The organism is Paenibacillus sp. Z3-2, assembly GCF_054161325.1.
This window is the reverse complement of sequence record NZ_CP096397.1, coordinates 2,627,570-2,641,507: the sequence shown is the minus strand read 5'-3', so window position 1 is coordinate 2,641,507 and position 13,938 is coordinate 2,627,570. Positions and strand designations below refer to the sequence as shown.

Genomic DNA, 13,938 nt, shown 5'->3' with positions numbered 1-13,938 from the left:
ATTATTCATCTATTCTGTTCTCAATTTGGACAATTCTATCTCGGCTATGTGTCTTGCTACATTATAAGAAGGCCAGGAACGTTCTGATGAGTACATGTCCAAGTAGGCTTGACGTTCCAGCATTTCTCTCTTGAGATCCGGGTACTCCTTCAGAGCAAACTCTCGAAGTAGCGGTGTTGCATCTGCCGATAGACTTGCCAGGTAGGATGCATCAATATTGCCAGTCTGATGATAACGTTCTATGTTCAATTCGGCAATCCGGTTATCCATGCCCACATAATTGACCGCAACATAGGCAGTGAGTGCCAGTACAATATAGCAGCGAATCAGCGGAATCGACGTGTAGCGTATACGAAGACCAGCGATCAGCAACAAGAGTACCAGAAAGATCATAAATGCGTGCACAAGGAAGCGAATATACGTATATCCATACGCCTGCTCATAGAGATTAAGACGCATGAACGCGGAATACAGCATGATTGCTGAACAACTGACCAGAATCAGAAGCAGCACTTGATGCAGGATTAATCCCGCTTTGCCACTCGGACGGGTATACTGCAAAGCAACAATAAGGATAAAAAAGTTAATCCCCGTGACAAGAACCAATTCTGCGAATCCACTTCTCGCATACTCTGCGTAGGACAGATCCACCGGGAGATGCCCCTCACCCGCACCAAACAGGTACGAAAATTGTACGAGCACAAACAGAACGTACACGCAGTTGATAACAATCAGCATCGTCCCCACAATAATGGGGTCTAATCTGAATGGTTCCCGATGAGTCGAATTGTGGGAAGACTCGGGTGTGGTTTTATTCGTAACCTGACCTTTAGTGACCGGGTCCACAGGAGAGAATATATAGGTGTGATCACGCTTATCAACCGTGGGTATTGCTCCATTTTTCCAATGTGCGTTCGCTCTCTTGTCTGCCTCATATTGCATCGGCTGCACGAACCCCCATACATAACCGAAAAACAATATACCTGCGATGAACACCCAGATGATTCTAGGCAATCCTGGCGTAAAAGCCAGTTGATTCAACCACTCTGGAAAACCGGATAAGTACTGATCGAAAACCCCGTCAGCTGACGACAACAACGCGATGACTACAATAAGGATGGGCAGAGATGCCACAAGGCCAATAAGCACTTTGAAAACAACCGTTTTCTGTGATTTGCCCATGCCACGTCCTCCTGCTTTCACAGCAATGGCCGCAACGGTTCCCCAGTGACGTATGGTCTGTGGCAGCACATGGTCAATAGCCGTTCCGATTAAACCGATCTCCCACCACTGCCTCTGTTTCCTGCCCATGAGATACGTCATATGTAAAATAATAAGACCCGGTACAGACAGAAAATTAAAAACACGCAATAGTTCATTGTCATATAACAGGAACGTTAGTGACAGCAACAGTACAACACTCGCCACAAATGCATCAATCCATTGGAAAGACCTCATGCGGTCCCGAGCGAACAGGTACATGAAGCTATAAAAGAGAATTACAAAGATGGGATACGATACGCCAATCTCATTGTCATAGAACAAATACTGGTGAGTGATAGCAAGTATCCATGCAGATCCTAGTGTGATGAGTGCACGTTGTGGTGAAGCCATTATTTTATCAATCATGGGAAAAACCTCCATTAACCTTTCTATGCTTTATTCTAGATGATAAAATAGGAATATAAATAGAAATTAAAATCAATAAAACTTCTTATTTTAGAGAATTACGCCAGGGATCACCTCCAGGAGGGAATCAACACTTTGAAATTACATCAGCAATATCTGCTGTTGCATCGCCATTACGGTCACCATACAGAACATGAACTTACGCTCGCCGACCTTGCTGAATTGCTCGATTGTACGCACCGCAATACGTTAACGATTGTCAAAAAGATGGTTGCCCACGATTGGATTCATTGGGTTTCCCAGCGCGGCCGTGGTCGGCGTTCTTCACTGACCTTGCTTGTCCCGGCTGACCAAATCGCCGCAGAATACATGATGCAGGCCATGAATCGCCGGGAATTGCAGGAAGCTGCCGAGCAGGTGAGCGCATTCTCCAGTTCAACAACCATGCAGGATCATCTCAATCAGTGGTTGCTTGGTTATTCGGGTCATCATACGGAAGCTGGCACCAATAATGAACGGATTGATACGCTTCGGTTGCCCCTGCGCCAACAGCTCCATGCACTTGATCCGCTGTACATTAATCTGCTCGCTGAGTCCTTTGTTACCAGTCATGTCTTTGACGGGTTGGTTCAACGGGGCGAACAGGATGAGATTCTTCCCTGTCTTGCTCATACCTGGGATATCAGTGAAGATCGGCAGACCTGGATCTTTTATTTACGAAAAGGCATTACTTTTCACAATGGTCAGATGCTGACGGCTCATGATATTGTGCATACGTTCGAACGGCTACAATCCACAGAACGCAGGACACTGTACAGCGATGTAAGTAAACAGATACTATCTATTGAAGCGGTCGATCCCTTAACCGTGTGTTTCCAGCTTAAAGACCCTCACGAATTGTTTCTGTCCTTTCTTACAACAAGTCGTGCGGCGATTGTACCTTCACCAGGAAAAAACGAACAGAAAATAAAGCATGCGGGTGATGTGCACGGGATGCAGAAACCTGTTGGGACTGGCCCTTTCAAGGTCACCGCATGGGATGATCACTTATGCAGACTTGAAGCATTCTCATCGTATTTTCAGGGTAGAGCGCATATGGACCGGGTGGATATTCTGCAGATTCCGTGGAGTGCCACGACAAAATGGGATGATAGTCAAGATATCGAAACTCCATTCATCCATCTTGTTCATAATCCGTCTTCGTCTGAGGGTGCAGACTGGACACAGATTAGTGCAGGTGTGATGGTTCATAAATTACTCACGTGTAATACGCAAAAAACCGGACCGTTAAACGATCCGGAAGTAAGAGCACACCTTCAGTCATGCCTTGCTGGAATGTATAGAGATGATGGACATGCAGATGAATCTGAGGTCGTCGCACCTGATTCTGATGCCGTGAATACCGGAATGGTTCACCCGCAAGAATTTAGAGATATAACTAAACGGCTCACTCTCACTAGTCCCGTCTCCCTGCACATTGCCACCATCCCACAATATCGCAGGGATGCCCAACATCTAGCGTCTATTCTGGAGAAATGTGGTTTCTCCTGTACCGTCCGAACCGCTACGATGGAGCAGTTCAAAGGAAATCTGCGGCTGGAGTCTGATCTGATTCTCTTCTCGCTGATCCGGGACAGGGATGAAGAACTGCGCAGGTATGATCTTTACTCCACGTTGTCTGAGCATCTTGAAGATTCTGCTCGGATGACGATTCATGAGATATTGCAAATCATCGTCGCCTCTCCAATCGCAGCAGATCGAACTTCTGAATTAGACCGAATTGAGCAATTCTTGATTGACCAGAACCTACTGTTCCATTTATCTGAAAAACCGGTAGAGACCGCTTATCTGCCTTCCGTTCGTGGTCTATCTTTTAACAGTCAGGGCTGGGTGAACCTGCGTCATATCTGGTTTCCTTCGCAAGTAATCAAGTGAGACTACAATGTGGACTATGCTAAAATAAACAAAATAATATTAGCTTACATTCCACACGATCTTCTCACATAATAAGGAGGCATTACATTCATGAGCAAATTGATTTTCTTTCTCGGCGGGGCTGGGAGCGGCAAGACCACACTTGCCAAAGCCCTCTCACGTAAACATAAAGCTGCTTTCTTCGATATGGATATCCTGCTTCGCCCAGCAGCTGAGGCGATCATGAATCTTCAGGGATTGGATCCTTCCGACCGGGACTCACCTGAATACAAACGTCTGTGCCGTGATCTTGGGTACCGCATTACGATGGACGCTGCTCTGGATAACGTGCAGTTGGGTATTGATACGATCGTTGTCGGACCATTCACCAAAGAAATCGGAACCCCGGATTGGATTGCTCAGGAACTTGCACGAATTGGACGTTCTCTGGATGATACCGATGTTCGTGTAGCCTATATTTATCTGGAAAATGAAGCCTTGTATCACGAGCGAATCACAGCGAGACAATCCCCACTGGATGAATGGAAACTAGCCAACTGGGATGCCTTCACATCTTCTCTCGTCCGAAAAGAAGTAACCTGGCCGCTCCCTGCTGCATCCGTCGCTTATATCGACAATTCCAGTAATGAATCAGCCATTGCCTATGCCGAACTTGAACGACGGATGTATGAGTAGCTTAGAAAATCTAACTACCAATCCCTTCGCACTATAACGCTACGCTGGGAAAATAAAAGGTGGAACAAAAAACCGTTGTTCACGATCAACAGATCGTTTTGTATAAAGAATATGGTTATGCCAATGTGGCAAAACAAATCCCAGTCAATGCCAACTCCACTCTATTCCGTGTATCCTCCATCTCCAAAACGCTGACAGCAACTGAACGGGAAGTGCTTAACCGCATTGCACTGGAGATGACCAACAAGGAGATTGCACAGGATCTGGCGATCAGTCAACGTACAGTGGAGTATCATATTACCTCTATTACGCAGAAATTTGGTGTTAAGTCCAGAATTGGTGCTGTAGTCAAAGGCTATCAGGCAGGGATTCTCGGTGACGTAACACTCCCTGAGAAACGTTAAAGCATGGAACATTTTACGAGAACAACAAAAGAGCGGCAGAACCCCTCCCAATGCAACCTAAGGTAAGTTCTGAACCGCTCTATATGTGGTTTTTTTTACTTCTCTATAAGATGCATTCATGCTTGATGCGGAGGCTCCCTTATCCGTGCTGAGTCGTTTCGCCAGTTGCATCAGTCCATCAGCTGACAACACTTCCTCCAGACAGCGCCCATCTTCCATCAGCATCTCCGCGATCTCTCCGGTTAAGCCACCAAGACCTCGAAGCAGTTGGCCATGCACCATGATGCCAGCTCCCGTTCCTGTGCCGATGGAGAAAAAAATAAACAAGGGATAGTCTGCTGCACCACTCCTGTACTCCCCCAGCGCCGCAAGATTCACATCATTCTCCAAGATTACTTCACAGGGAAATGCACCAGACAACGACTCCAGGGAGAAGGCCTGTTCCAAACCTGCTAACGGGTCCACAATACGATTAATACGCCCCGATTCAGGCTGCACTACACCCGGTATGCCGAACCCAATGCACTGAATCTGGTTCCAGTTCAGATGTTCTCCTCAAGCAATGCGTTCATATGGCTTCGAAGAAGCTCCAGCATCGTCGCTTCTGCTCGGTCATTGGCTTCTTGGACTACCATGGGATACGTTCGATAAGCGATGATCTCTCCACTCAGATCGGATAATGCGATCCGAATACGTGTTGCTCCGATATCTACACCACAGACATAATAGGCCTTTTCATTAAAGCCGATGAGGGTTGCTTTGCGACCCTGAGCGTTGTCAGCCCGTCCCGTTTCCCTCACCAGATTCCGGTCGATCAGATGTTCGACCGCCGATGAAACCGTAGGTTTACTAAGTCCGGTCTGACGGCTGATATCCGCTCTCGACATGGTTCCCTGTGTATCAGAGCATCCATAATCAGATTTTCATTCAGATTGCGAATATATTGCGGTGTGCCAGCCATGTTATCGCCTTCTTTTATAGTTAGTTAAGTTTATTAACAAATGAATTAATTTAATATATCATCGTGCTTGGTTAGGTATACAGCTCTTTGTCTTTGCACTCATTTGCTAGGAAAGAACCCCAACTCCACTCGCAACATAAAAGCCTAATAAAGGTATTATTATACAATAATAGACGTTTATACATTTCCGAAACAAGGACCTGTTCATACAATAATTTATCACAATCAGGGAGGGTTCAATATGTATAGAAAGCATAGATGTTATGATCCAAGGAAAAAGTGTTTTTACAAAAAAATTACGAAAACATGTGTTACCAAAATTAAATATGTTCCTACAAAATGCAAAAAACACTGTCATGTAACGGTTGAATATTGTGGAATCAAGAAAAGAAAACACTATTAATATTCTGTTTGAACTAGATTAATACCGGATAAATTAACCTATCAAAAAAGTTGCGGTCATTCCACCGCAACTTTTTTCTTCCATATATACATATTCATTTCATCAAGTCTTAGAGAGTTCAATGAATCCTTCACCGAATACATCACGCACATCATGAATGGTAATAAAAGCAATCTCATCTTCTGCTCGTACAATTTTCTTCAGCATGGAAACTTCTTGCTTGCTAATCACAATGTATAGAATTTCTTTCTTATTTTTTGTGTAATACCCATGACCAGACAGGACGGTTACTCCGCGGTCCATCTTCTCAATCACTTGCTTGGCGATCTCATCCTGCTTGGAAGAGATAATCATAACTGCCTTTTTCGGATTGAGTCCTTCAATGATGAACTCCATCGTTTTGGTTCCGACAAACAGCAGGACAATGGTACACATTAATCCTTGTGGTCCAATGATGAAGAATGACGAGAAGGCTACAATCAGATCGAAAAACAGAAGTCCGTAACTGATATTCCAATCGAGATATTTGTTGGCAAGCCGGGCCAGGATCACTGTACCTGCCGTAGTGCCTCCCACTCTAACAATCAAACCGATACCAAGACCGGCAAATAATCCACCAAAGATGGTATTAATCCAGAGTTCATCTGATGCAATCGTCCAGCTCTCCGTCAGATGCAGGAACAACGAGTTGAATACGACCGCAATAATCGTATACACTGTAGTCGTTTTATCGAGAAACCGATATCCCACAATTAACAAAATACCGTTCAGGATCAAGTTCATCAGTCCCGGGGACCATTCAAACAGGTAATACAAAATAATCGTAATGCCCGTGACGCCCCCTTCAGCCAAATCGTTCGGGATCACGAACAGGTTCACCGCCAGTGCAAACAGAAAGGCACCTGCCATAATAAATAAAATATCCGTTATTCTCTTCTTCATTATCTACTCCACCCAATCCATCAAAAATCAACCTATTGAACCGTATCATAAGTTGTCATGCACCCAAAGATAGATTTTACCATGCTCTCATCAAAATTTGTATACATAATACAAATTGTTGCGTGAATTGTGCAAAGGAATCTGTAAAAACGTTCTCTTTCCTCTTCTGCAAAGCCAATCCCCCTCCTACACCCATGACAAATGTCATGGTCCATCATTGATGTTCATCATTATAAAAGGCTGACGTTTATGACTTACTGTCATGGTCGTACTGTTTTACAATGATAAAAATGCTTCCTAAAGGAAAATCTATTGGGAAACGGAAGTTATAGCTGGTTACAGATATAACGATTGAAGGAGGACTTACGTCTATGAGTAGAACCAAAGAGATGGCGCTAAAAAAAGAAATAACACCTTATGAAAAAAATGATCTCAGATTAAGTATCCGTCAGTTAATCAATACATTACTCCCGCTCGTATTGCTATGGGCTGCCGCTTACTTTAGCTTATCAGTTTCCTATTGGTTAACCTTCCCGATTGCCCTCGTGGCATCCGGATTTGTACTGCGAACGTTTATCATTTTCCATGACTGCTGTCATGGTTCATTCTTCAAAAGTAAACGCGCCAACGACATTCTCGGCACCATAACAGGTGTATTAACCTTGACACCTTATCAACAATGGAAAGCCGAGCATTCCATCCATCACGCAACCAGTAGTAATCTCGACAAACGTGGTGTAGGCGATATTTGGGTCATGACGGTTGATGAATACAAAGCAGCTTCCCTTTGGGGTCGTCTGTTCTACCGGATTTATCGTAATCCGTTCGTATTGTTCTGCATCGGACCGATCTATGTATTCATACTCGCCTATCGCTTTAACCGCAAAGGTGCAAGACGTAAAGAACGCATTAACACTCACTTGACTACGGCCTTGATCGTTGGGCTCTATGCCTTCATGTGCTGGTTAATCGGTTGGCAGGCTTTTGTTATGGTGCAAGCACCCGTATTCTTCTTCTCCGGTTTCTTCGGGATCTGGTTGTTCTACGTGCAGCATCAGTTTGAAGAAACGTACTTTGAACATGAAGATGAATGGAGTTATGTAAAAGCAGCTGTTGAAGGTAGTTCTTATTATAAATTGCCGAAATTGTTGCAGTGGATCAGCGGAAACATTGGTTTCCATCATGTGCATCACTTGAGCCCGCGTGTACCGAACTATTTCCTTGAAGAGGCACATAATGCAACACCGCCTTTGCAAAAAGCAACGACCATTACACTGCGTTCCAGTCTGGTTGCCCTGCGCTTCCGTCTGTGGGACGAAGATTCCAAACAATTTATTAGTTTCAGACAGCTCAAAAACTCATCCCGCAAGCTTTTGTATAACCGCCAATTCGAGTAACTAATCAAGCGGGTCTGACAGAGAAGCCTTAACTCTGTCGGATTCGTTTTCTTGTATTCAGGCTACAGCCATGCTACAGTCATGCTAAGTTTGAGTACATTGCAAGTTTGAGGAGGAGAATTTCCATTCAAAAGTGGATGCAGATCTTTTATAAAAATACAGGGTTGAACCCTTATGTATGGCTCGTCTTTTTCATCCTGCCCTTCTATTACATTTCACAATATTCCAAATTATGGACAATGGTAACCGGCATTGTGATCATTCTCGTCTTCTTCGTCTGTTATTTGCTCGCCTTCATCACCAAGGGTTGGCAAGTGTACATGTGGATTGGACTGCTGATTGCGATATCCATTACGATGACGATTGCTTATGATTATGCCTATTTCTCATTGTTTCTTGCTTTTTTTATTGGGAATATAAAAAATAAAGCTGGTTTTTTTACCCTCTACTCTGTGAATTTAGGAGCCAGTTTCCTGACCATTAATTATGGTTTCATTAATCAGAGTTCATTGCTCGTGAGTCAGTTCCCGTTTGTATTCATCAGCTTAATGGCCTCCATCCTGCTTCCGATCAGTACGTATAATAAAAATAAGACTGAACAATTGGAAGGCCAATTGGAGAATGCCAACAAACGTCTCGATGATCTCGTGAAAATGGAAGAACGTCAACGTATCGCTCGTGACTTGCACGATACACTTGGGCAGAAGCTCTCTCTTATTGGTCTGAAAACCGATCTTGCGAAGCGTTTGCTCCGCAGTAATCCCGATCAGGCCGAGATTGAATTGAATGACCTGAGACAAACGGCAAGCACAGCTCTGAAGGAAGTTCGAGAAATGGTAACGACCATGCGTGGTACGCAATTAGTCGATGAACTGTTTCGTGCGGAGCAGATTCTGAAGGCCGCTTCAATTGAATATATGCTGGAAGGCAATCCAAAGCTGCAAGACACATCGCAATTGAATGAAAATGTGCTCGGCATGTGCTTGAAAGAAGCCGTCACCAATGTAGTCAAGCACAGTCAGGCAACCGCATGCACCATCATTATTGAAGAGACACCCGCTGATAATGTGCTAACTGTACAGGATAATGGCGTTGGAATAGAACGAACTCGTAAACAAGAACGACGCGGAACGGGAATTTTGGGAATGAAAGAACGACTTGAATTCGTCAATGGTTGTCTGGATATTCGATCTAATACAAACACCGAGGGTACAGCCATCATTATTCATGTTCCCAAGCTCGTCCGCAAACCGATAAAGGAGGCAGAATCATGATTAGGATTGTAATCGCCGAAGATCAGCGCATGATGCTCGGTGCCTTGTCTTCCCTGCTTAATCTGGAGGAAGATATGGAAGTTGTGGGACGTGCCAGCAATGGCCAGGAAGCCCTCACTCTGGTGCAAGAGCTTGCACCAGACATCTGTCTGATGGATATCGAAATGCCCGTGAAGAGCGGCCTTGAAGCCGCAGAAGAACTCAAAGGAATGAGCTGTAAGGTCATTATCCTGACCACTTTTGCCCGGACCGGTTATTTCGAACGCGCCCTCAAAGGCGGTGTACGTGGATACCTGCTCAAAGACAGTCCAATTGAAGAACTTGCCGAATCCATTCGCCAAGTCATGAATGGCAGACGAATCTTCGCTCCCGACTTGGTCGATGAGGCTTATGTCGAAGAGAATCCCCTGACGGAACGGGAGAATGCTGTTCTCGGCCTCATGGCAGACGGGAAGAACACGAAGGAAATTGCGGGACATCTCTTCATCACAACGGGCACAGTACGGAATTACATTTCCATTATTCTCAACAAGTTAAATGCCAGTAACCGCATTGAAGCCATCACTCGTTCCAAGGAAAAAGGGTGGTTCAAATGAAAGTACCGCTTTAACCCATTAAAACATAAGTAAGCACGTAAACCGGCTGCACAAGTCGTATAACATGCTTATAATAAAAAGCTTGGCCCAGGTAAAACACTCCTGGGCCAAGCTTTTTATGCGTGTATTTCAACAATCCAACATTCATCTCAGTCAATTCAATTCAATTGCAGAAAATCCGTGTAGTGCTCAAGATTTTACAGATACTGCCATACCAAGGGCTTCCAATGGTACTTGATCGGTCTTTAGCTGGTGAATTTTATTACCATCCTGCCAAGAGATCGTTACATGAACAGACTTTCCGCCACTTGGATATTCCACCTTGATATACCCTTTATCTTTTGGTACAGGCAATGTATGTGACTCCAGATATTCCACCATTTTTTTCGCAATACCCGGATTATTCATTTCATCTTCGGAAACCGAACGAATCTGTAACGTCCATCTACCTTCTTGCCAAGTCAGGTATTGACTTCCTGCTGCACCTTCATTCATTCCTTTGATACCATGTCCCAGATCCACAGCCATATCGTTTGGAATGTCTTTCAGATCCGTCTCTGGGAAAATTTCTGGCTGATGGGGATCCTTAGAGGTCTTCACTTCATAGGAAGCCAGTACAGGTACCTTACTGTCAGATGCAGTTAACGATGCATCATTAATGGCAATAGACTTAGCCGTAGCGTAAAAGTTTACTTTAAACTCATCAGCAGTGTTGGACGGTATTGCCGCACTCAAATATGAGCCCTTCTCTAACGTAAAGGATGTGGGTAAAGATTTATTCTTCATCGTCAACTGATTACGAATTTGCTGAATTACCTCATTCACATCTGACTGACCCGTGGTAGCTTGGTTGTCATTCGCCTTCGATCCTGATGTTTCTTGATTATCCGTAGTGGTCGTGTTCTCTTGAGTTTCCGCTTCATTTTCATTAGAGAAATCAGCACCACCGCTTCCGGTCTCGGTCTGTTCGCCCACTGTTGTCGCTGGAGAAGAACCATTTTCTGATGATGCAGTATTCGAATCCGGTCCACCACACCCTGCAAGGGCGAGTAAAACGGCTGTCGTTACCGGGATGGTGATCCATAGTGGTTTTTTCTTCATGATGTGTACCTCCTTAGTTGTGAGTTGTGTCCAGTGTGTAGTCCGGATCCATCTATGATCCGATCCACAGATTGAAGAGATTAACGCTTGTCGTTCCAGAAGTTGACCGGTTGCACTTTCTTGCTTAATACTTCAAAACGATACCCTTCTGCCTTCAATGTTTTCAGTACTTGTGGCAGAACCTTCAACGTCGCTTCCTGGTCGTGCATAAGCACAACAGGCGTTGTACCGCTCTTTTGCACATTGTGGATCTGCTTCATTACACTGTTATAGACTTTCTGATGATCCTTCTTGTATTTCCAATCTTCCGAATCCACATTCCAATCCCAGAGATGGAATCCACCTTGACCGAGCAGTACATTACGGAACGCCGGCTTGAGGTATGGTTTACTGCCGTATGGCGTCCGAACGAGACTTGTTTTAACTCCGGCAACCTTGTTCAGACTTCCATTGGCCTGTTGCATTTCTTTCAGACCGCTATATGGAGATTTGTAGAATTTGCCCGGAACATGAGTCACGCCATGCAGACCCAGTCCATGCCCGTCAGCTACAATCCGTTTGGTAGCCTTCTGAAATTGCTCCATCTGAGGACCCAACATGAAGAATGTTGCCTTTGCATGATATTGATCCAGAATATCGAGTAATTGACCCGTGTGAGCGGTTGGCCCATCGTCAAAAGTCAGGTATATGATTTTGGAACTCGCTTTGCTTGCGCTCTCCTTGGATGTAGCAGATTTGGCAGATACCGACTGCGGCAGCAATAGTGGAATGATTAATAGAATTGCAAGTGTGACCATGAAAGATTTGCGAATATGTAGCATAATTAAAAGTCTCCCTTGTATGTTATATTTCCCCGGGTGTCCATGTTTTTCTACCTTCATCCCTTGGCGATTAATCCTAATACTATCAAAGATAGCGGTTCCTGTTCTCGTTTCAAAGGCTACGGTAGAGTTACACTTTTGTCAGATAAACCTAAAAATTAATACGAATTTGATAGATTTGAGCAAAAAAAGATCCCGCCAGGATAGATCAATTGTGACATATCCTCTATTACCCATATTCAGGATTTTGATAGACTTTTGCTCCAATTCAAGCTATTCAATACAATAACGAAAAATTTTTCGCATGCAAAAAAGCTTGCACAAGTGCAAGCCTTTTCTTCTTCAATCAGCATAGGGTAACATGCTGTATGTAAATGGTCTTCTGACACTGGGATCTTCTCGACTCCCTTACGTTAGTTATTCAGCAGGAGCAACGAAAGAACGTTTGCCGAACTCGGCATCCAGCATGTAGAAAGCATTGCTGTCTTTTTCGATGCGGCGCAGCTTCTGAATAATGTTATCGAACAACGCTTCCTCTTCAACCTGCTCATCAATGAACCATTTCAGGAAATACATCGTCGCATGCTCACGTTCATTCAAGGCGATGTCAGCCAGATTATAGAATTTTTTCGTGTTCTGCTGCTCGTGAGCATAACCATGCTCAAATACATCCAGGATCGAAGCATATTCATTCTTCGGTTCTGGCAGAGCCGCAAGAGTGGCACGTTGTCCACGATCATTCAGGAATTTGTATATTTTCATGCCATGGAATCGTTCTTCTTCCGCTTGTACGATGAAGAAGTTCGCGAATCCATCCAGACTTTTGCTGGAACAATATGCTGCCATAGCCAGATATACATGAGCTGAATAAAACTCAAAGTTCATCTGTTCATTTAAAGATTCTGTTAACTCTTTACTCATAATCCAAACACCTCTTTCTTTCTCTAGGGATGGTTATATTCTAACATAACGTCAGCGGGACTTACACCGATTTTCCACAAAATTCGCCAATGACTGAATACATCTCCTGGGCCGTACTGTATCCCGTTCTTATCGTGATTATCTATGGTATATTCAGTCGCAAACATCCATCCAAAATATGAAATAAAAAAAGCTCTGCCAAAGTGGCAGAGCTTCTTTCAACCATTTGAATGCTGCAATTATACCAAGAACGCTTTGGAGATGATAACCAACAGGATGAACAGAACCAGAATGGCACCTACAGAAGTGAAACCTCCGTAGCCGTAGCCTCTTGTTTCTCCACCTAATACTTCGCTCATTGACCGTACCTCCTCTGCAACAGGTATGGGTTATCTTATGCAGGAAGAACGACTTTGACAGGGCGGATGCCCTAATTATTCAAATGTTGTTTATTTCGTTTCAGTACCGTGGAGATTGTACTCGCATGATATCCAGAAAAGGTACCTTTGCCGTGAACTCTTCTTCTGTATACTCTACATGAACGAGTCTTGTACGAGAGTCCATTTTGACAATGACTCCTTGCACCTGATCTTCTTTGCCCCATACCGTCAACAGTACTTCCGATCGTTCACGAAAGGCTTCAACCAGCTGATTCCCCAACTCTTCAAGTTCAAACTCATCCCGTGTAGGTCTTTTTGCTACTTTTGCTTTTGCCAATGTGGCTGCCTCCTCTACTCCGACGTCCCGATTCCACGGGTTGATTGCCGAGTTCATATTCAATTAGTATACCATTCATTTACGTTCGTGTAATGTCATGGAACCCCAGATTGAGCAAATTCCTCAGGCAAGTCACCGTTAACTGTGTTCCCCTATTCTTCT

Annotated in this window: 15 protein-coding genes; 6 read left to right on the top strand and 9 right to left on the bottom strand. The window is 44.2% G+C overall.

Annotation, left to right across the window (positions count from 1 at the left end; translation table 11 throughout):
• Window positions 1–9: 9 nt before the first annotated feature.
• Window positions 10–1,629 carry a DUF4153 domain-containing protein gene (locus M1D71_RS12005; RefSeq protein WP_458126617.1) on the bottom strand — a complete coding sequence of 540 codons (1,620 nt, stop codon included), beginning with the start codon at window positions 1,627–1,629 and terminating at the stop codon, window positions 10–12.
• Between the two features lie 135 nt (window positions 1,630–1,764).
• Between M1D71_RS12005 and M1D71_RS12000 the strand changes: the two genes are divergently transcribed.
• The 3 genes from M1D71_RS12000 to M1D71_RS11990 all read left to right on the top strand — a co-directional run bounded on the left by M1D71_RS12000 (window position 1,765) and on the right by M1D71_RS11990 (window position 4,643).
• Window positions 1,765–3,564: an ABC transporter substrate-binding protein gene (locus tag M1D71_RS12000; RefSeq protein WP_458126616.1), complete on the top strand. Its 1,800-nt coding sequence runs from the start codon at window positions 1,765–1,767 to the stop codon at window positions 3,562–3,564.
• A 90-nt stretch (window positions 3,565–3,654) separates the two neighbouring features.
• Window positions 3,655–4,239 carry an AAA family ATPase gene (locus M1D71_RS11995; protein ID WP_458126615.1) on the top strand — a complete coding sequence of 195 codons (585 nt, stop codon included), beginning with the start codon at window positions 3,655–3,657 and terminating at the stop codon, window positions 4,237–4,239.
• 59 nt (window positions 4,240–4,298) lie between these two features.
• On the top strand, window positions 4,299–4,643 hold the full coding sequence (locus M1D71_RS11990) for a LuxR C-terminal-related transcriptional regulator (RefSeq protein WP_458126614.1): 345 nt from the start codon (window positions 4,299–4,301) through the stop codon (window positions 4,641–4,643).
• Window positions 4,644–4,700: 57 nt separating this feature from the next.
• Here M1D71_RS11990 and M1D71_RS11985 read toward each other — a convergent pair whose 3' ends face one another.
• The 3 genes from M1D71_RS11985 to M1D71_RS11975 all read right to left on the bottom strand — a co-directional run bounded on the left by M1D71_RS11985 (window position 4,701) and on the right by M1D71_RS11975 (window position 6,949).
• Window positions 4,701–5,141: an ROK family protein gene (locus M1D71_RS11985; RefSeq protein ID WP_458126613.1), complete on the bottom strand. Its 441-nt coding sequence runs from the start codon at window positions 5,139–5,141 to the stop codon at window positions 4,701–4,703.
• Between the two features lie 44 nt (window positions 5,142–5,185).
• Entirely contained in the window at window positions 5,186–5,530 is a 345-nt protein-coding gene (locus M1D71_RS11980; protein ID WP_458126612.1) for a MarR family transcriptional regulator, read from the bottom strand.
• Window positions 5,531–6,109: 579 nt separating this feature from the next.
• On the bottom strand, window positions 6,110–6,949 hold the full coding sequence (locus M1D71_RS11975; protein ID WP_145321320.1) for a YitT family protein: 840 nt from the start codon (window positions 6,947–6,949) through the stop codon (window positions 6,110–6,112).
• A 371-nt stretch (window positions 6,950–7,320) separates the two neighbouring features.
• Here M1D71_RS11975 and desA point away from each other — a divergent pair, with 371 nt between their 5' ends.
• The 3 genes from desA (at window position 7,321) to M1D71_RS11960 (ending at window position 10,216) form a co-directional block, all read left to right on the top strand.
• The gene (gene desA, locus M1D71_RS11970; RefSeq protein WP_458126611.1) at window positions 7,321–8,346 is read left to right on the top strand and encodes a Delta(5) desaturase DesA; all 1,026 of its coding nucleotides are present in this window, start codon (window positions 7,321–7,323) and stop codon (window positions 8,344–8,346) included.
• Window positions 8,347–8,471: 125 nt separating this feature from the next.
• Window positions 8,472–9,620: a sensor histidine kinase gene (locus M1D71_RS11965; protein WP_458127223.1), complete on the top strand. Its 1,149-nt coding sequence runs from the start codon at window positions 8,472–8,474 to the stop codon at window positions 9,618–9,620.
• Window positions 9,617–10,216, top strand: coding sequence for a response regulator transcription factor (locus M1D71_RS11960; RefSeq protein ID WP_336759782.1), 600 nt, complete (start codon window positions 9,617–9,619; stop codon window positions 10,214–10,216). Before M1D71_RS11965 ends, M1D71_RS11960 begins: the two co-directional genes overlap by 4 nt.
• Before the next feature lie 189 nt (window positions 10,217–10,405).
• Here the strand turns inward: M1D71_RS11960 and M1D71_RS11955 are convergent, their stop codons facing one another.
• The 5 genes from M1D71_RS11955 to M1D71_RS11935 all read right to left on the bottom strand — a co-directional run bounded on the left by M1D71_RS11955 (window position 10,406) and on the right by M1D71_RS11935 (window position 13,776).
• A complete protein-coding gene (locus M1D71_RS11955) occupies window positions 10,406–11,317 on the bottom strand; it encodes a hypothetical protein (RefSeq protein WP_458126610.1) in 912 nt (303 codons plus the stop codon).
• An 80-nt stretch (window positions 11,318–11,397) separates the two neighbouring features.
• Window positions 11,398–12,138 (bottom strand): polysaccharide deacetylase family protein, encoded by a 741-nt coding sequence (locus tag M1D71_RS11950; protein WP_458126609.1) that lies wholly within the window; start codon window positions 12,136–12,138, stop codon window positions 11,398–11,400.
• A 417-nt stretch (window positions 12,139–12,555) separates the two neighbouring features.
• Window positions 12,556–13,059 carry a ferritin gene (locus M1D71_RS11945; protein ID WP_458126608.1) on the bottom strand — a complete coding sequence of 168 codons (504 nt, stop codon included), beginning with the start codon at window positions 13,057–13,059 and terminating at the stop codon, window positions 12,556–12,558.
• Window positions 13,060–13,298: 239 nt separating this feature from the next.
• On the bottom strand, window positions 13,299–13,418 hold the full coding sequence (locus M1D71_RS11940; RefSeq protein WP_017688846.1) for a hypothetical protein: 120 nt from the start codon (window positions 13,416–13,418) through the stop codon (window positions 13,299–13,301).
• A 100-nt stretch (window positions 13,419–13,518) separates the two neighbouring features.
• The gene (locus M1D71_RS11935) at window positions 13,519–13,776 is read right to left on the bottom strand and encodes a YolD-like family protein (RefSeq protein ID WP_036608707.1); all 258 of its coding nucleotides are present in this window, start codon (window positions 13,774–13,776) and stop codon (window positions 13,519–13,521) included.
• Window positions 13,777–13,938 lie beyond the last annotated feature (162 nt).